The sequence below is a fragment of the Gloeotrichia echinulata CP02 genome, from assembly GCA_038087035.1.
GTDB lineage: Bacteria > Cyanobacteriota > Cyanobacteriia > Cyanobacteriales > Nostocaceae > Gloeotrichia > Gloeotrichia echinulata.
In genome coordinates this window covers 373,224-392,034 of record CP051187.1, presented here as the reverse complement: position 1 = coordinate 392,034, position 18,811 = coordinate 373,224, and the positions used below count along the sequence as shown (strand labels likewise).

Below are 18,811 nucleotides of genomic sequence, written 5' to 3'. Positions count from 1 at the left end.
TTGACATACTCCCCACCCTTCAAGGGTGGGGATTCTGGGGTCAAATAGCAATAGCAGGCAGAGCCAGTCTTACATTACCTAACCCAATGGTTGATGCCCCAACCATTTGAATATTACGTGCGGCGTTCTCGTCCCTCCCATTAACTGATTGACAGGATGGACAACGCCACTCTCTAACTGACAAATCAATATTTTCTAAAACATGTCCGCAGTGGGAACAAGTCTTACTACTGGGATACCATCGGTCGATGAAAACAACCAACTTGTTCTTTTTCTTGGCAACCCATTCGAGAATTTGCAGGAACTCGCCAAAAGCTAAGTCTGATATTTTTCTACCCCAAAGACGCTGCATTCCCTTGAGGTTTAAAGTCTCAAAGCAGAGGATATCGAATTTATCAGTTAGCTCATGAGCTAACTTCCAAAACCAATCACGCCGACGATGAGAAATATCCTCGTATCTGCGTACTAAATTCTTCCTTGCTCTTTCACGATTAGATGAGCCTTTTAACTTTTTGGAATGCTGTTTGCTGGCTTTTCTAATGGCGCTGATGGATTGCTTGAACAACTGGGGCGATTCAATTTTGGAGCCGTCTGAACAAGTGAGGAATGTCTTCAACCCAAAATCAAAGCCAGCAATTTTACCTGTCTTAACTTCAACTTCTTTCTTGTTACCGTCATCGACAACCAAGACCATAAACAATTCACCCAAGGTCGTGCGTTTAATAGTTAAGGTTTTGACTGTTCCCTCAATCTCTCTTGACTGACAAAATTCATAAACACGCAGACCAATTTTTACTCTGTTGCCACCTAAAAATTTATAACCTGCTTGCTTAAGAGTGAAGGATTTGTACTTCTTCACCTTCTTGAATCCCGGTGGTCTAACTCCTTTTTTATTATGTTTAAAAAATAATTGGTAGGCTTGATCAATGCGCTGACAAATATCTTGTACTGCTTGAGAACCTACTGTTTGCCACAAAGAATTACGTTTTCTCAACCTGGCAATATGGGATTGCAGCTTTGAGCAGTTTAAGTGTTTCCCCCACCAACGGTAGTACCGACGATGAAGGGCGATGCAATGGTTATAAATCACCCCAGAAGCATTAATCATTCGCTTGAGGTGTTTATTCCGTTTATGTTCGTACAGCTTAAACCTTAGTGAAATCATGCTAGTAGTCTACCACAAGCTAACGCCAATATGACGGCATGAAGAAATTAACAATTAGATGCTCAGAGGAAGAATAGGGAGCAACGCGAAAAAGTGAGATCATCGTGAAGTGAGCAGGGGAGGCAGGGGAGGCAGGGGAAGCAGGGGGAGTAAATAGAGTTTTTAGTCTTTTTTACTACCTCAGTAACCACAAATACACTTATTTCTTTGTCTCCCCCTGCCTCCCCTGCTCCCCCTGCTCCCCCTGCTCACAAAATCGCGTTGCTCCCGGAAGAATACGATATGCTTGTGGAGTATTGCACCCAGACAAGCCGTACTCAGAATGATGTACTCACAGAGTTGATTCGGAAGTTAAAGAAAAGCCGTCCTAGAAGGACGGGGCTTTAGACCCAGTTTTTCGGTAACGAAAAATCAAGGGTTTGGGTTGGATATGGGGCATAGGGACCAAAAAATTAACCAATGCCCGGCGCCTGTCGCCCGATCTCCAAACATGTTGTACATTAAAATACGGTAAGCCTATCATATTACAGTAGATTTATCCTTGGCTCAATATTCTTACTTTTGGGAATAACTGCAAACCCAAATAACTGCTTATGTCTGAAAAATATCGTTTTGAAACCCTGCAAGTTCACGCTGGACAGGAACCGGCTCCTGGAACTAACGCCCGTGCTGTACCAATTTACCAAACAACTTCCTACGTTTTCAACGATGCCGACCACGGGGCGAGATTGTTTGCGCTGCAGGAGTTTGGCAACATTTACACTCGCATCATGAATCCAACGACGGATGTCTTTGAAAAGCGGATTGCTGCTTTAGAAGGGGGTGTAGCAGCATTAGCAACTGCTAGCGGACAGGCGGCGCAGTTTTTAGCATTGAGTACGATCGCCCAAGCTGGAGATAATATTGTTTCCACCAGTTTTTTATATGGCGGAACCTATAACCAGTTTAAAGTATCACTACCACGGTTAGGTATTAATGTCAAGTTTGTCGAAGGTGATGAACCGGAAAATTTTCGACAGGCGATCGACGATCGCACCAAAGCCCTGTACGTTGAAACCATCGGCAATCCCCAATTCAACATCCCAGACTTTGCCGCTCTAGCTCAAATTGCCCATGAAAACGGCATTCCCTTAATAGTAGATAATACCTTCGGCGCTGGCGGTTATCTAGCTCGACCAATTGAACATGGTGCAGATATTGTGGTAGAATCTGCGACCAAATGGATTGGTGGTCATGGTACCTCCATTGGTGGCGTGATCGTCGATTCTGGTAAATTTGACTGGGGCAACGGTAAATTTCCCCTATTTACCGAACCATCACCAGGCTATCATGGACTGAATTTCCAAGAAGTATTTGGATCAAATGGACCCTTTGGTAACATTGCCTTTATTATTCGCGCCAGAGTAGAAGGATTACGGGATTTTGGTGCTTCATTGAGTCCATTTAACGCCTTTCTCTTACTGCAAGGATTAGAGACACTTTCCCTACGTGTAGACCGTCATGTCAGCAATGCCCTAGAATTGGCTCAATGGTTAGAACAGCAAGAACAGGTATTATGGGTTAATTATCCAGGGCTACCCAATCACCCATATCATGAACGAGCCAAAAAATATCTACGAAATGGATTTGGCGGAGTGCTAAACTTTGGCATCAAAGGTGGATTGGCAGCAGGGAGAGCCTTTATTAATCATCTAAAATTGGCGAGTCATTTAGCAAATGTTGGCGATGCAAAAACCCTCGTCATCCATCCCGCTTCCACAACCCACCAACAGCTAAGTGATAGCGAACAACTTTCCGCTGGTGTCACACCCGATTTAGTGCGGGTATCAGTAGGAATTGAACATATCGACGATATTAAAGAGGATTTCGCCCAAGCATTTGAGCAAGTTACAGGCATTTTCAGGAAATAACCACATACAATGGGGGCGCCGGCAAAACGCCTCCCCATCCCACCTATGCTCTACTCAAATTTCATCTCACCGCAAACTCAGTTTTACCAGCTTTGGGAGCCATTTAAACTGGAAGGGGGCGAAACGTTAATTGGGGTACAGGTTGCTTATCGTACCTGGGGAAAGTTAAACGCTGCAGGCGATAATGGGGTACTAATTTGTCATGCTCTGACTGGTTCGGCTGACGCTGATGACTGGTGGGCACCTTTGTTAGGTTCAGGGAAGGCGCTTGACCCCGATCAAGATTTTATAGTCTGTAGCAATATTTTGGGAAGTTGTTACGGTACCACTGGCCCTACTTCGATTAATCCAACAACGCAAAGGGCTTATGGTGTATCGTTTCCTGAGATTACAATTAGGGATATGGTTCACCTGCAGGCTGCACTGATAGAATACTTGGGTGTTCAATCTATGCGGTTAGTTATTGGCGGGTCACTCGGTGGAATGCAAGTACTGGAATGGGGGTTATTATATCCAGAAACAGTCAGAGCGATCGCACCGATTGCTGCAACTGGAAGACATTCTGCTTGGTGTATTGGATTGAGTGAAGCCCAAAGACAAGCAATTTATGCCGATCCCAATTGGCGCGGGGGTAACTATACAATTGATGCGCCGCCAACCCAAGGACTAGCTGTGGCGCGGATGATGGCGATGAGTACTTACCGTTCTTGGCAAAGTTTTACAACCCGCTTTGGACGACAGTATGATGCATCTGAGCAGTTTGCTATAGCTAGTTATTTGCAGCATCAAGGTCAAAAACTGGTAGAACGCTTTGATGCTAACACTTATATTACTCTGACGGCAGCAATGGATCGCCATGATGTGGCACGCGCTCGCCAAGATTATCAATCAGCTTTGCAACGTATCCACCAACCAACTCTAGTTGTCGGTATTGATTCTGACATTCTTTATCCGCCATTGGAACAGCAGGAATTGGCAAATTTCATATCTCATGCTCAACTGAGATGGCTCAAGTCAAACGACGGTCATGATGCATTTTTAATTGATATGGAAGTATTAAATGATTTAGTGATTTCGTTTCGGTTAATTATTTCTGGTAGTGCTGCATAGTATCGCAACTGGTATATCTTAATTTTCCCATATCTTCTGCCAACCGTCGAGTTCTTTTTTCTGGGAAGTTGTTAAGTCCTGAGTTAGTTACCCCCACTGCTGATACTGTTGGCGAAAGTATTACAACTCAAAGCTGCAACCACAGATTGCGGATCTGCATCGTAATACTTAAAAATACAAATATGTATTACATTCGCCAACAGTATCCACTCTCCCATCATCTGTGATAGGTTAAGACTAAATTACTTTTGTCAATTCGTAATCATCCTGAAACATAGCCAAAATGTGAAGTATTCAATTTGCCTTTGTACTGAGATTTTAGCGCTTGAATAAATGATCGGTCTAAAGATGAAGGGTAGATTAAGCCGCCGTAGGCATCACTGGAGCGAAAATAGTGTTTTCAAACCGTATTTTCAGCATTATTACTCATTGACAAATTGTTCATCACCTTAACCTATCACGAATGCTCTCCCATTTGTGAGGAATTGCCTTCCCGATAACGAAATATTTAACGAATATGCGTCACAATTAATACTGCCACCAAAATTCATTTGTGAAACCACAATCTCTTGTTGGTCTACTGTAGGCAGGGGCTGCCAATTGTGGGACTTTGGATAAAATTAGTGGCTAGAAGCACCTTGGAAAGGGAATAAAGGAACTTCCACCATGCTGATTTGCCCTCAGTGTAAATTTGAAAACCCCAATACCAACAAATTTTGTCAAAAGTGTGGCACGTCCCTGACCCACAAGGTCTGTTCTAAATGCAGTACCTATGTACCTGTGAATCAAGAACGTTGTCATAACTGTGACGCCAACTCTGGAACAGTTTGGTGGGCAATTATTGCCCAAGGGGGAACTGGAGACTGGGAACTGGTGACTGAGGAGTCGGGACACTTCGGCAAGCTCAGTGCATCGCTGGGAAGTGGGGGAGAAGAGGACAAGGAGACACCTTTACCTCCTGCTCCTCGTAACCCCATCACCCCATCACAATTCTCAGTCGGCTCCTATTTAGATTCTCAACAGCGCTATCAGTTGTTAGATACACTACCAGTGTTAGAGGAAATCACGGACAATACGGAGGTGTGTGTTAGAGTTTTGGATTGCCAACCATATCAAATTTCACCCCTCCAGACATTGTTAACCCATCAGCAACAGGGGCTAATAACTCCGTCAGTGGGCGCGAGTGAAATTCCTCAACTCGCTCAACCTTATATTGCCCTAGCTGACCAGGGTCAGCTAGAAATACCGCCAATTCACGATGCCTGGCAGCAGGGTAATATGGAGGTGGTACTGATTCAAGACCGCTCGGATTGGCAGTATTTGCTGGAACTGTGGCAAGAAGATAGCACGAGTTCATCACAAATTTTACACTGGTTTTACCAGATGACTCAACTATGGGAGGTACTGGAACCAGTTAATTGTCGTCAAAGTCTCTTGGATTTGTCGAATCTACGATTGGATGAAGACCAAACCCTGGCGCTGCGGCAGCTATATGTGGAACCATTAAATAGTCAGTCTGCTGTTTCTTTACCGGGGGGTGGAGAAACCCAAGGATCTGAGTCATTAACCATCAAGGCTTTGGGACGGATTTGGCAGGCTTTATTTAGACAATCCCAACGCACTCAATTTGGTTCTGTAGTGCAATTGTTGGGAGATTTAGAACTAGGTAAAATTGAAACGATCGCAGAGCTGCGATCGCGGTTGAAGGCAATCTCCACTGAATTAGCAACACCGCTAACCACTACTGTTCCCCAACAGGAAACAAAATCTATAAGTACGCCTACTATCTTGCAATTAGATGACCCGGAAGATTTCACCGCCAAAAACGAAGATCTGCCAACAGTGGTGCTACCAATGCAGTTAAGCAGCTTGGAAGATGCTGGACGCACTGATGTAGGGCGTCAGCGTGATCACAATGAAGACTATTTTGGCATTGAAACAACATTTAACAAGCTAGAATTGCCGAAAAACCGAGTCTTGCAAGCCCGTGGTTTGTATGTTCTGTGCGATGGTATGGGCGGACACGCAGGCGGTGAAATAGCTAGTCAGTTAGCAGTTAACACCTTGCGGCAATACTTTCACGAAAACTGGACTTGTAACCAATTACCAACAGAAGACAGCATCCGTAAGGCTGTGTATTTAGCTAATCAGGCGATTTACGATCTCAATCAACAAGAAGCTCGTTCTGGCGTCGGGCGCATGGGTACTACCCTGGTAATGTTGTTAATTTATAACACTCAAGCGGTCGTTGCCCATGTAGGAGATAGTCGCCTTTACCGTTTGACGCGCAAGCAAGGACTTAAACAAGTCACAGTAGATCACGAAGTCGGTCAACGAGAAATTGCTCGCGGTGTAGAAGCGAACATCGCTTATGCCCGTGCCGATGCCTACCAACTCACCCAAGCCTTGGGACCACGCGACCAATACTCAATCAATCCCGATGTTGAGTTTTTCGAGATTAATGAAGATAGCCTCTTCATCCTAGCCTCGGATGGTCTATCAGATAATGATTTACTAGAAATCAATTGGGAAAGTCACATATTTCCGCTACTGAGTTCTGGGACAAATCTAGAAGGGGGTATCACAGACTTAATTGATTTAGCGAACCAATACAATGGCCATGACAATATTACAGCTATACTAATTCGAGCAAAAGTACGTCCAAATTTAGGCAGTCCCATATAAATGGGGATTGGGGATTGGGGATTGGGGATTGCACTTCTCTGCGAGACGCTACGCGAACGGCTCCGCTCTGTTACCAGGGATTGGGGATTGGGGATTGCACTTCGGCTCCGCTCTGTTACCAGGGATTGGGGATTGGGGATGGGATTAATTTACTCATTACTCATTACTCATTACTCATTACTCATTACTCATTACTCCTTACTCCTTACTATTGGGGATTAGGGATTGCACTTCGGCTCCGCTCAGTGACCAGGGATTGGGGATTGGGGATGGGATTAATTTACTCATTACTCATTACTCATTACTCCTTACTCCTTACTCCTTACTATTGGGGATTGGGGATTGCACTTCGGCTCCGCTCTGTTACCAGGGATTGTGGATGGGGATGGGATTAATTTACTCATTACTCATTACTCATTACTCATTACTCCTTACTCCTTACTCCTTACTATTGGGGATTGGGGATTGGGGATTGGGGGCTAATCTTAGACCGGTTCGGGAGTAACTCCTAATACCATTTCACCAAAACTCTGATACATATAGATTTCCCGTAAGGGCACGGCAATGCCGTGCCCCTACCAACGTATTTGTATCATACTTAAAGTGAAACGGTATAACTCCTAAGTTTCAACTCATAACTCTTTTTATTTTTTAGGTTGTATTGTGGTTACTCTGACCCTGTTAGAACCGCACCTCAAAACGCCGCTCAACCAGTGGCGTTTTGAGAACTCTTCCGTGATTCGGATTGGTAGAGCGGCGGATAATCATGTTGTGTTAACTGATAGTTTGGTTTCGCGCCATCATCTAGAACTTAGACCAGTCAGTTCTAGTAATAATGGGGGTTCTTGGCAGGTCATTAGTCAAGGTACCAATGGTACTTTCCTCAATGGTATCCTTGTGACTCGCTCTCAACTACCAGATAATTCCCTGTTGCAACTAGCACAAGGCGGACCAATACTGCAGTTCCAACTTGAGAAAGTCAAAGCGCCGGATTCTTCATTGCAGTCGCCGGAAATTCTCGAACCAACGGTAAAAAGTGTTGCACCAAGCTTTATAGGACAAAATCCGGTAATTTCATCCTATACTTGCACTCATGAAGGTAATTCTCCTAATAATCTGTTTTGTATTCATTGTGGTCAACCCCGTTCAGTACAACAGAAGATTCGGCAATATCATGTGTTGCGTACTCTGGGACAGGGTGGTATGGGTACTACCTATCTGGCTTGGGATGGATCTGCTGGTATTGGAGGACAGCCACACCTGCTGGTGTTAAAGCAGATGAATGCTGATATGGCGAAAATTGCCAAAGCCCAAGAATTATTTGAGCGGGAGGCTTATACACTCAAATCACTGAACCATCCTGGAATTCCCAAATATTACGACTTTTTTGTCGAAGGCGGCAAAAAATACCTAGCAATGGAATTAGTCCACGGACAGGATTTAGAAAAACGTATTTATACTACAGGGCCAGTAACGCCAAACCAAGCGATCGCCTGGATGATCCAAACCTGCGATATTTTAGACTATATCCATAGTCAAGAACCACCACTGATTCACCGTGATATTAAACCGGCGAACCTGATGGCGCGAAACTCAAATAATCGCATAGTGGTACTTGATTTTGGCGCTGTGAAGGAAATTGGTACTCCCCTAGGCACTCGCATTGGTGCAGAAGGTTACTGCGCTCCTGAACAAGAACGGGGACAACCTCTGACTCAATCTGATTTATATGCCATTGGACCGACGCTAATTTTCTTGCTCACTGCGGAAAACCCTTTCAAGTTTTACCGCCAACGAGGGCAAAATTTTAGATTTGATGTCGCCCATGTACCCACCATTACTAGCCAACTGAGAGAAGTTATAGATCGTGTTACAGAATCATTGCCACGCGATCGCTATAAAACCGCGCAGGAACTAGCTGCGGCCTTAGCTACTTGCCAATAAAGGGTATGGGGGTAGGGGGTTGGGGACCAATACTGCGTAGGTTTTGGAATTTCTTGGTTGAGGCAAGCAGGGGGAGCAGGGGGAGAAATGGAGGCAGGGGAAGAGTTTTGCCTCCCCTGCTTCCCCTGCCTCCCCTGCAAATCCTACGCAGTATTGGGTTGGGGAGTGGGGAAGAGTTTTTCCAATCCCTAATCCCCAATACTTCTCTACGAGAGGCTACGCCAACGACAAGCTCAGTACAAGTCCCCAATCGCCAATACGAAATCCCTACTCTTCATCCCAAGCTTCTACAGCTAGCAATTCACTAATTGGGTCTTGCATGGTAAATCCAAAATCCAGCAGCTCTTGTTTCCAGTGCTGCCACTCATTGCCATAGAGCAAAGCGATTTTCCAAATGCTATCAGTTGGCTTGATAATATTCGATGCTAGGAGTGATTGCACATTACGTTGCAATTTCACCATTGGGTGAATCACTTGCTGAGTCATAACCTCGATTCAATTCAGATTTTGTATGGTAAATGCTTAATCAAAACTGCTTTCCGTTTTGCAATTGTCACCGATGCGTAGAGCGTTGTATTTTGGCAAAGCTAGTCTTAACTTTCTAACTATACCATAACTAACTCTACTACGTGGCGGGGAAATTCGGTTTTGTACGGTAATTACCACCATAAAATCCCAACTTCCCTAAAAGCCATTGTTGATGCCGAACCCGAAATTAGTAGTCGTGACAATTGCATTTAAATCACCACTGACGACCTGTAAAATATTGCTTGTTTGAGGAACTAGAAAGCTCGTGCTTGTTGAAAAACCCGTATAATACGGGCTATTTTGAACGTTTCTGCAAACAATGCAAGAATACTTACTGTCTATATTTAGACGTTATCAAACACAATATCGCAAACATCTACGATTATACAGTAATATCGCCAATCTTCATAGAACTTTCATAATATCACCAGAAAATCAGCACTGAGGTAGGTAATTTTCCTGCTATCAGAGGTGCTGAGGTGCGGTAAGAGCAGGCGATCGCTTTACCCGGATGCTATTGTTAAACGCAACTTTAAAGATATTTTAAAATACCGATAAGGTATAATTTGTCATTGATATAGGCTATTTGTGGAGATTGGGCATAGGGCATGGGGCATAGGGCATAGGTTAATTTTTCGGTCTTTATGCCCCATACCCAACCCAAACCCTTGATGCGCGAGTTACTCATGCGTAAGTCCTATGATTTTTCAATTATACCATCCTTAAGGGTGTGGGCGACTTGGAAAACACGCCCCAATCCCCAGTCCCCAATCCCCAATCCCCAGTCCCCAATCCCTATTTTCCAAACAGATTTTCTGGCTGTGTGAAAAATTTGCAGCCAAGATGATAGTTTCTGTGAAGTAGTGGGTATCCTCATAACGGGAGGCTTGCTGTAGCCTAAGTATTTACCACAGCATAATTTTAAAGATGGGCATTTCAGGGGAAGACTACTTAGTTTCCCGCAATAAAAAAATTGAGCGGAAAAAAAAGCTGTTAGCGATGGTGTCGGTTGTGTCCTTTGTTGGTTCTACGGTATTTGCCGTGATTCCTTTAATACAACATGCCATGCAACCTCAACAGCCAGCTTCTGTATCTCCTGAGTCTTCGTTACAGCAACAGGCTAAAGGTTACGAGTTGGTTTTACAGCGAGAACCGAATAACCAAGTTGCATTAGAGAAGTTGTCTTTAGTGCGCTTAGAGTTGAAGGATACTAAGGGTTCTGTGGAACTGTTGGAAAAGTTGGCGAAGCAGCATCCTGACCGACAAGATTATCAAGTTGTCCTAAAGGATATTAACAAACGAAAAAACACAGAAAATAACTTGAAATAGGTTTTCTAATTAAGTCGTTAAAGGAGAAAAATCAGCATAACCTAATTGATAATTCCCCAGAAAAGAAGCTCCTGTCCTACATCTACGATGATAACGAGTATAACCAATAATGAAAAAAGATATGATTGATGATTTACCCATTAGATGTAAAGTGTGTGAAGCAGAATCACATAATTTTGGTAAAGGTATTTTACTGAATAAGTATGAAGTTGATTATTTTCAATGTTCTAATTGTGGGTTTGTGCAGACAGAAGATCCTTATTGGTTAGACGAAGCTTATTCTGATGCTATAGCTAGCACGGATATTGGTTTGGTGTTCCGCAACAATAATTTATCACGAAAAGCGGCTCATATCATATTGAATATATTTGATCATGAGGCAAAATTTTTAGATTATGGCGGTGGCTACGGTCTATTTGTCAGAATGATGAGAGATTTTGGCTTTGATTTTTATTGGAATGATAAATTCTGCACCAACTTATTTGCTAAGGGGTTTGAATTTGATGAAGCCAGAAATGATTATTATGAATTAGTAACCGCTTTTGAGGTCTTTGAGCATTTTGTCAATCCCATAGAAGAAATTGAAAATATTTTAAAGATTTCCCAAAATATTCTATTTAGTACAGAAATTTTACCACCAAATAATCCTAAACCTGGTCAGTGGTGGTACTATTCACCGCATGATGGTCAGCATATTTCTATATATACCATTAAGACTTTATCAAAAATTGCTGATAAGTATGATTTAAACTTTTATTCTGATGGAGCATCTTTGCATCTACTGACAGAAAAAACTTTACCAATAGAGTTATTCAATAATCTATGTCATAGTCAAATACAAGCATTTAACAAGCAGTCCCTACTTCAACAGGATTACTCAAAAGCAGTTATTTCAGCTATGAATATAAATCATAATCAATTTATACAAATTCCCGATAATCATACTAAATATATTAGCAAAAATCCGGTAATTTTAGTAGATGCTGTATTCTTTCAACTCTACCAAACTGGTATTGCACGTCTCTGGAAGTCCTTACTAGAAGAATGGGTAAAAAGCGGATTTGCTAAACATATTGTTGTACTTGACCGTGAGGGAACTTGTCCAAAAATTCCGGATATTAAATATAGGACTATTCCAATTTATAACTATAATAATACTGATGCAGATCGAGAAATGCTACAGCAAGTATGTGATGAAGAAGAGGCTGATGTATTCATCTCTTCCTACTATACTACATCAATTACAACTCCTTCTGTATTCATGGCTTATGACATGATACCAGAAGCCATGAATTGGGATATGAATAATCCCATGTGGCAAGCAAAACATCAGGCTATCAAACAAGCATTTACTTACATAGCGATTTCAGAAAATACTGCGCGTGATTTGACAAAATATTTTACGCATATCCCTAAAGAATCTGTAACTGTAGCGTACTGTGGAGTTAAAAATCCACTATTACCAGCAGCATCTTCAAAAATTAATGGTTTTAAAACGAAATACGGTATTACTAAACCTTATTTTCTCCTAGTTGGTACAGGTAGTGGTTATAAAAATGGTATTTTGTTCTTTCAGGCTTTTTCACAACTTGCTAACAGCTATGGATTCGATATAGTTTGCACGGGAGTTGGTGGTGCATTAGTATCTGAATTTAGAGCATATACATTAGGTAGTGTTATTCATACTTTACAACTCAGTGATGAAGAGTTAGCCACAGCATACTCTGGTGCTACAGCGCTGGTTTATCCTTCTAAATACGAAGGATTCGGAATGCCTATAATAGAAGCAATGGCTTGTGGTTGTCCTGTAATTACTTGTCCTAATGCTTCAATTCCAGAAGTTGCTGGAGAAGCAGCAATATATGTAAATGATGATGATGTTGAATCCCTGGCGAATGCTTTATGTGAGGTGCAAAAACCTAGTATCCGTAAATCATTAATTACTGCTGGTCTAGCACAAGCACAAAAATTTTCTTGGTCAAAAATGGCAGATATTGTCAGTTCTGTTTTAATTGATGCTACTCTTATGTCGTTAAATCTCAAAGAGATTAATTTAATTATTTTTCCTGACTGGTCACAATCAGAAGAGTCAATAAGTTTAGAGTTAGCGCAGGTAATTAAAACAGTAGCCATTCATCCTGATAGTGCAAAAACTACGTTGCTAATTAATATTAGTAATATTGCTGTAGAGGATGCCGAATTATTGTTATCATCTGTGACAATGAATCTGTTGATGCAGGAAGATTTAGATGTGACTGAAGGATTAGAAATTTCCCTAGTAGAAAATCTGGCTGATATTCAGTGGAAAGCCTTACTTACTCGTATTAAGTTCAGAATTGCCTTAGAATATGAAGATAAAGACGCAGTAATACAAGCTAAAGCAGAAACTTTGTTGACATATGAATTACAAAGCTTGAGTCAGGTAACTGAGGAAGAGTTTTTTTTTGCTTGAGTCAAAAATTATATAATCAGGGAAGATGGCAAGAAGCGATCGCTTCATATCAAAGGCTGTTAGAATTGCAGTTAACAGATGCAGATATTTACTGGAATTTAAGTCAATGCTATAGAAACTTAAACTTGCTAGATGACTATTTTCGGACTCTACAGCAAGGAATCCAAATTTACCCGCAAAATGGTAAATTGCATTTTACACTGATTATAGACTTGCGACGCAATGGACTTACTCAACAAGCAATTGATTGTGCAGAAATTGCTTGTCAATGTTTACCCCATGACTATACTTTTAAAGTTCTCAAATATTTAACAGTACCAACTATTTATCAGAATCAAGAAGAAATAGGATTTTATCGTCAACGTTATACTCAAGGATTGCAAGATTTAATTGCACAAACCTCTCTGCAAACTATTGAAGAAAAACACAATACTTTAGCTGGTATCAGTAGGCTGACAAACTTTTACCTATCTTATCAAGCAGAAAATGATATAGATTTACAACGCCAATATGGAAAGTTAGTACATGAAATTATGGCAGCTAACTTTCCTCAATGGATTGTACCTTTATCTATGCCAAAACTCCAAGCTAATGAAAAAATTCGTATTGGCTATGCTTCCGATTATCTGCATTCTTATAGTGGTACACTGTGGTTAACTGGTTGGTTAAAATATTGCGATCGCCACAATTTTGAAATCTACTGTTATTACACAGGTAATGAACCAGATGCAGTAACTGAAAAATTCCAAGAATACAGTGATATATTCTACCATATTCCTGACAATTTATCAGCAGTTTCTGAACAAATAATTGCCGATAAATTACATATTTTAGTATATCCAGAAGTTGGCATGAATCCCCAAACTCTGCTCATGGCTGGGTTGCGGCTTGCGCCTGTGCAATGTGTAGCTTGGGGACATCCGGTAACGACTGGTTTGACTACAATTGATTACTTTTTATCTAGCGAATTAATGGAAGCAGAAAATGCTCAAGAGCATTATTCAGAAAAATTAATTCGCTTACCGAATATTGGTGTTTCCTATCCTAAACCACATATTCCCCCAATTGTTAAAAATCGGGCATCTTTTCAACTACCAGATGATGCAATAATCTACTTATGCTGTCAAGCGCCGTTTAAATATTTACCACAATACGATTTTATTTTTGCAGAAATAGCTTGTCGTCTTCCCCAAGCTAAATTTGTCTTTTTGCGTGGTACTTTACTTCAAGAGCGACTACAAAGAGCTTTTGTTGCTGTAGGTCTTAATAGTGAGGATTACTGTGTATTTCTCACTATTCCAGAACGACTAGACTATTTAATGATTAATTTACTTTCTGATGTTTATCTAGACACATTCACTTGGTCTGGAGGTAATACTACATTAGAAGCGATCGCTTGTAATTTACCCATCGTTACTTGTCCTGGTGAATTTATGCGGGGTCGTCACTCTGACAGTTTCCTAAAAATGTTGGGAGTGACAGATACTATTGCTAAAAATGAAGCAGAATATATTGAAATTGCTGTCAAATTAGGGCTAAACCCAGCTTGGCGACGCGAGATTTCAGAACGAATTAGCCAAGGTCATGACCGACTATTTGATGATAAAACTTGTGTGGCTGGTTTAGAAGCGTTCTATAAACAAATTGTTGAATTCATCTCGTAGTAATTACTAGAACTTACTAGGGTGCGTCAGATTTGAGAAATTGCTGATTCTCAACAGATTGTTGACCTGACGCACCCTACAAGATATGTTGAGGTGTTAACCTTTAAGATACTTCTCCCACATTTGTGTGTAAGCATTTTCCATTTCACGTGTAAATTGCTTACCATTCCACAGGGGTGAAGTTTTCCTTGACTGTCTCAATTTCCAAGCGATTTGTTGTCGCAAAGCCTCATCGTTTCCTAAGCGCACACCCCACTCTACATATTCTTCATCAGTCCAAGCAATCCCTTCTGTGATACCCGCATTCATCATCATAGTGTAGCTGTTACGGGCTGCAAATTGCTCACCTACTCGCGTCACCATAGGAATACCCATCCACAAGGTTTCTAAAGTTGTTGTAGCGCCATTATAGGGATAGGTATCTAATACTATATCAGCAATTCCTAAATTAGCTCTATGAACGCTTTCTGAAGCAACAATTGGGAGAAATCGTAGATTTGAGTAATCAACTCCTTCCTCTTCTGCTATTTGCTCAAAGAATGATTTAATGGATTCTTCGTCAGATAGTCCTTTAATCAATAAATAGCTATTGGGAACTTGTTTAATAACCCTTAATTGTAGTCTAGTGACCTCTGGATGTCGCTTAAAACCTCTTTGAGCCGAGAAAAACACTATTGCATCATGAGGAATATCTAACTGTTCACGAGTTACTGTAGGTACACTCACCTCAAAACCATCCACAGCTATATAGGTTTGAGGTAAACGCCAAATTTTTTCACTGTAATATTCCTGGGCTGATTCTGGTAAAACGTAGGGGTCTGCAATAAAATAATCTACTGCTGGACTACCTGAAGCATCCCAACCTAACCAAGTAACTTGAATTGGTGCAGGTTTTAGAGCTATAATACCACAAGTAATGTCTAGAGTAATGCTATCTAAATCAATTAAAATATCGATTTCATCCTGATAAATTTCTTCGGCAATTTCCCAGGTTGAATTTGACTTAAAGGATTTGTCTACATGGCTAAGATACCATTCATGCAGTGGATCGAAAATTGGATTAGTACTAATAAAATAAGCATTTATTTCAAACTTTTCTTGATCACAGTACTCAAATAACCATCGTGCTAACCAACCTACCGAATGACTTCTAAGGCAATGTGATAAATATCCTATCTTTAATTTCTTATCAATTCTATTTTTATTTTTTCTTTCTATGTGTCCTTGATAATATCGCTCTACTGTTTCTCTACTGTTATTTTCTATATTTGTTTGACAAAACTGTAATAATTGATTTTGAATGATTCTATTTTTTTCAGGATTATCTTCAATATATGGGGTAAAAAAGTTAGCATTAAATAATCTTGATATTCTAGTAGAATCAAATTCTTTATAATTCTCTTCTATCAGCAATTTAACTAATGATTCTTGTCTTTGATGCATATGATAAGATTCTTCCCAATGTCCACCAGCACTCATTAATCCCCTCAAAACTTGACGATTAGCAAAAACTTTATCTGCTAAACCTTCTACTAATGAAAAGAATATTTTGGCAGTTTCTATACCTTTTTCATATTGTTCAGTGTTTTGATAAAAGCTAGCCAGATGACCAATAACTTCTGTATTATTAGGACTTAACTTTAAATAAATTTCACAAAGCTGTACTGCAACTTTGGTTAACTTTTTAGAATAACCTATTTCTAAAGCTGCTGGCAGTAATACAATCAACAAATATTGGGGATTGTTTTGGAAATGTGGTAAACAAGCTTCCAAAAAATTCAAAGTTGATGGGTGTGCAGGTGCATACTCTAAAAGAATTTTGAAAACTTCCATCAACAGATCTAAGTTTACTTCTACTATCGGTTCAGATTGGAGGATTTTAATTATCCCCATTTCCTGTAATTCTTCACCTGTGTAAATTTCTAGCTTGATAGACATCTGTAACAGATGCAATAAGTTGTGAATATTTTCAGGAGAAATTTGTTTTATATTTTGGCGGATTTTTTCAGCAATTACATATTGTTCCTGTTTTTCTCGGCGTTCGGCTTCTGTTTGCAAAACTTCAACTAATTCCTCATTCCAAGCCTCAACTTCTTCTGGTTCTCCTTCCATCATGGCCATGAACCAAGTCGTCTGAGCTTCTACCTCTTTCCCTTGCAAAAATAACATTAATCCCAGATACCAATAATGTAATTTAACATCAGGCTCGGCGTTAATTGCTTGCTCGTAGAGGTTAGCAGCCTGAAAGTAGTCCTCTTCGATTAGCAAATTATAAGCTTGTTGCTGTAATTGAACTGGAGCAGCATTTAAAACAGATTGATTCATAGGATCTCACCAAGTAAATAAACGGCGAAAATGAGCAGTCTATAGACCACTCATTTTGATATAAATATGACTAGATATGACTGTTACAAAGGCAGTAATGTTGGTTTTTATTACCTAGATAAAGAGACATAACTATTCTCGCAAGCAGTGAAGCTACTAGTGTCAGTGGGGACTGGTGGAGTTGTAGTAGGACCGGCTGACTCACAAGCAATGGCTAAAGTTAGTGACTCAGAGGTGGCTGTATTGGCTGTAGTCGTACCTACAACACCATAATAAGCTTTCAGTGCATTTTTTACGGGTGTGCCTGTAAATGCACCAACAGATGATAAACCAGCGGTGACTTCGTATTTGTAATTATCAGTTTGACTCTTAACCCCTACTTGTAATTCAGACAGTCCAGTGGCAAACTTTTGATATTCCAAGAAATAGGCTTGTTGAGAACGGTTAACTGTACCTAAGTAGTTTCTAGCTTCTGACTGCTTGGCTTTGTTTACTTGACCTAATAGTGAAGGTAATGCAATAGCAGCAAGTACACCAATAATAATTACGACTACAAGCAATTCAATAAGAGTAAAACCTTCTTCAGTTTTGTTCTTGCGATTGTTGAGGTGTTGGATGAATTTCGCTTGTAATTCTGGCTTCAGCATGGGTTTCTCCTGAAAAATCTGGAATATAAAAGTTTTGCGTTGTCTTCTGCATTTAACTTACCCACCGCAGATCATTTTCATATCACTCTAGTAAAAAAATTTTTGGCGCAAATGGGGAGATGGGCGGATGGGGTGGAAAAATCTAGAATTTTTGCGTCTAAAATTCCACATATAGCAGGGGACTGGGGACTGGGGACTGGGTTACAAGTCTGATTGTGTCTAGGTTTTATCATCAGTTAATGTCCTAAGCACTTTGGCGGTTGCTATATAACCCAAACCCAACCCAACCCAACATCAAGGTTGTTTCTAGCCTGAAGTTTCCCCCAGTCCGGGGGTAGGTGTTGAAATTTTGTGGTGATAGTTTAATTAAATTATGTTTGACGACAAAAACCGCTAAGGCCTAAAGGTTTTCGGTATTTCGTTTATAAAAATGGACTAACAAAAAATGTTCGCCACCAATAAAGCCACAAACTCCACCAACATTCAAGTTGAGAGCGCTACACCAGTGCTAGTGGAAGAACTTAGCGATGGTAGATCTGAGCAAGTATCCGGTGGAAGAATCCTGACGCCGGAAATTCCAGGAACTACCGTAGGGGACAGCAACTCAATCCCATCTGGGGGAGGGTATAGCCCAACTCCAATGATGGGAGGGTCCGGTGGAATTGATTTAAACCCGTTCTACCTTCCTCAACACGCCAGTAAATTACCGCGTCTGGGTCCTATTGACCCATCTACAAGAACTTCGCCGAAAAATGTCATGACTATAACTATACCCCTACCTGAGATGTGAATTTTTTCGCTTATTTTTCGCTTTATCCCTGCTGTTTGTGTGCCGATAAAATCCAAAATTGTTAATCTAAAATCCTCGCGTCTGGGGCGTAAGGCCTCGCGTCTGGGGCGCAAGGCCTTGCGCCCCTACGAGCTTTCCTATTGCTAGTTGCGTAAAAAATCTATAAATATGTATATACATTAGCTTTTGATTTAAGCCTAATATTATCTATAGTATCTGTAGGTTAGGCAATGCCCATCCTACGTATATTTCAAAAATCAAA

The 18,811-nt window shown here is 40.8% G+C and carries 15 protein-coding genes; 10 read left to right on the top strand and 5 right to left on the bottom strand.

All coding sequences use genetic code 11. The features are described from left to right. Nucleotides 1-40: 40 nt before the first annotated feature. Nucleotides 41-1,165, bottom strand: a complete 1,125-nt coding sequence (locus HEQ19_01760; protein ID WYL98437.1) for a transposase — start codon at nucleotides 1,163-1,165, stop codon at nucleotides 41-43. 593 nt (nucleotides 1,166-1,758) lie between these two features. Between HEQ19_01760 and HEQ19_01755 the strand changes: the two genes are divergently transcribed. The 6 genes from HEQ19_01755 to HEQ19_01730 all read left to right on the top strand — a co-directional run bounded on the left by HEQ19_01755 (nucleotide 1,759) and on the right by HEQ19_01730 (nucleotide 8,814). Further along, nucleotides 1,759-3,075: an O-acetylhomoserine aminocarboxypropyltransferase/cysteine synthase gene (locus HEQ19_01755; GenBank protein ID WYL98436.1), complete on the top strand. Its 1,317-nt coding sequence runs from the start codon at nucleotides 1,759-1,761 to the stop codon at nucleotides 3,073-3,075. Between the two features lie 45 nt (nucleotides 3,076-3,120). Beyond that, nucleotides 3,121-4,185: a homoserine O-acetyltransferase gene (gene metX, locus HEQ19_01750; protein WYL98435.1), complete on the top strand. Its 1,065-nt coding sequence runs from the start codon at nucleotides 3,121-3,123 to the stop codon at nucleotides 4,183-4,185. A 666-nt stretch (nucleotides 4,186-4,851) separates the two neighbouring features. Beyond that, nucleotides 4,852-6,870 carry a serine/threonine phosphatase gene (locus tag HEQ19_01745; GenBank protein WYL98434.1) on the top strand — a complete coding sequence of 673 codons (2,019 nt, stop codon included), beginning with the start codon at nucleotides 4,852-4,854 and terminating at the stop codon, nucleotides 6,868-6,870. Next, nucleotides 6,871-7,092, top strand: coding sequence for a hypothetical protein (locus HEQ19_01740; protein WYL98433.1), 222 nt, complete (start codon nucleotides 6,871-6,873; stop codon nucleotides 7,090-7,092). 34 nt (nucleotides 7,093-7,126) lie between these two features. Then, nucleotides 7,127-7,375: a hypothetical protein gene (locus HEQ19_01735; GenBank protein ID WYL98432.1), complete on the top strand. Its 249-nt coding sequence runs from the start codon at nucleotides 7,127-7,129 to the stop codon at nucleotides 7,373-7,375. A 158-nt stretch (nucleotides 7,376-7,533) separates the two neighbouring features. Further along, nucleotides 7,534-8,814 (top strand): FHA domain-containing serine/threonine-protein kinase, encoded by a 1,281-nt coding sequence (locus HEQ19_01730; protein WYL98431.1) that lies wholly within the window; start codon nucleotides 7,534-7,536, stop codon nucleotides 8,812-8,814. A gap of 267 nt (nucleotides 8,815-9,081) precedes the next feature. Here HEQ19_01730 and HEQ19_01725 read toward each other — a convergent pair whose 3' ends face one another. Together HEQ19_01725 and HEQ19_01720 are read right to left on the bottom strand one after the other, a co-directional pair. Then, nucleotides 9,082-9,300 carry a DUF4327 family protein gene (locus tag HEQ19_01725; protein WYL98430.1) on the bottom strand — a complete coding sequence of 73 codons (219 nt, stop codon included), beginning with the start codon at nucleotides 9,298-9,300 and terminating at the stop codon, nucleotides 9,082-9,084. A 739-nt stretch (nucleotides 9,301-10,039) separates the two neighbouring features. After that, on the bottom strand, nucleotides 10,040-10,219 hold the full coding sequence (locus HEQ19_01720) for a hypothetical protein (protein ID WYL98084.1): 180 nt from the start codon (nucleotides 10,217-10,219) through the stop codon (nucleotides 10,040-10,042). A gap of 50 nt (nucleotides 10,220-10,269) precedes the next feature. Between HEQ19_01720 and HEQ19_01715 the strand changes: the two genes are divergently transcribed. The 3 genes from HEQ19_01715 (at nucleotide 10,270) to HEQ19_01705 (ending at nucleotide 14,787) form a co-directional block, all read left to right on the top strand. Further along, entirely contained in the window at nucleotides 10,270-10,671 is a 402-nt protein-coding gene (locus HEQ19_01715) for a tetratricopeptide repeat protein (protein ID WYL98429.1), read from the top strand. A gap of 109 nt (nucleotides 10,672-10,780) precedes the next feature. Next, nucleotides 10,781-13,123: a methyltransferase domain-containing protein gene (locus HEQ19_01710; GenBank protein ID WYM03200.2), complete on the top strand. Its 2,343-nt coding sequence runs from the start codon at nucleotides 10,781-10,783 to the stop codon at nucleotides 13,121-13,123. Beyond that, complete coding sequence (locus HEQ19_01705; protein ID WYL98428.1) at nucleotides 13,120-14,787, top strand: tetratricopeptide repeat protein; 1,668 nt, start codon at nucleotides 13,120-13,122, stop codon at nucleotides 14,785-14,787. Before HEQ19_01710 ends, HEQ19_01705 begins: the two co-directional genes overlap by 4 nt. Before the next feature lie 96 nt (nucleotides 14,788-14,883). On the opposite strand, the gene HEQ19_01700 is transcribed toward HEQ19_01705, so the two are convergent. Both HEQ19_01700 and HEQ19_01695 read right to left on the bottom strand, forming a co-directional pair. After that, nucleotides 14,884-17,112: an O-linked N-acetylglucosamine transferase, SPINDLY family protein gene (locus tag HEQ19_01700; GenBank protein WYL98427.1), complete on the bottom strand. Its 2,229-nt coding sequence runs from the start codon at nucleotides 17,110-17,112 to the stop codon at nucleotides 14,884-14,886. 110 nt (nucleotides 17,113-17,222) lie between these two features. Then, nucleotides 17,223-17,759: a type IV pilin-like G/H family protein gene (locus tag HEQ19_01695; protein WYL98426.1), complete on the bottom strand. Its 537-nt coding sequence runs from the start codon at nucleotides 17,757-17,759 to the stop codon at nucleotides 17,223-17,225. A 445-nt stretch (nucleotides 17,760-18,204) separates the two neighbouring features. On the opposite strand from HEQ19_01695, the gene HEQ19_01690 reads away from it, so the two are divergent. Next, entirely contained in the window at nucleotides 18,205-18,549 is a 345-nt protein-coding gene (locus HEQ19_01690) for a hypothetical protein (GenBank protein WYL98425.1), read from the top strand. Nucleotides 18,550-18,811 lie beyond the last annotated feature (262 nt).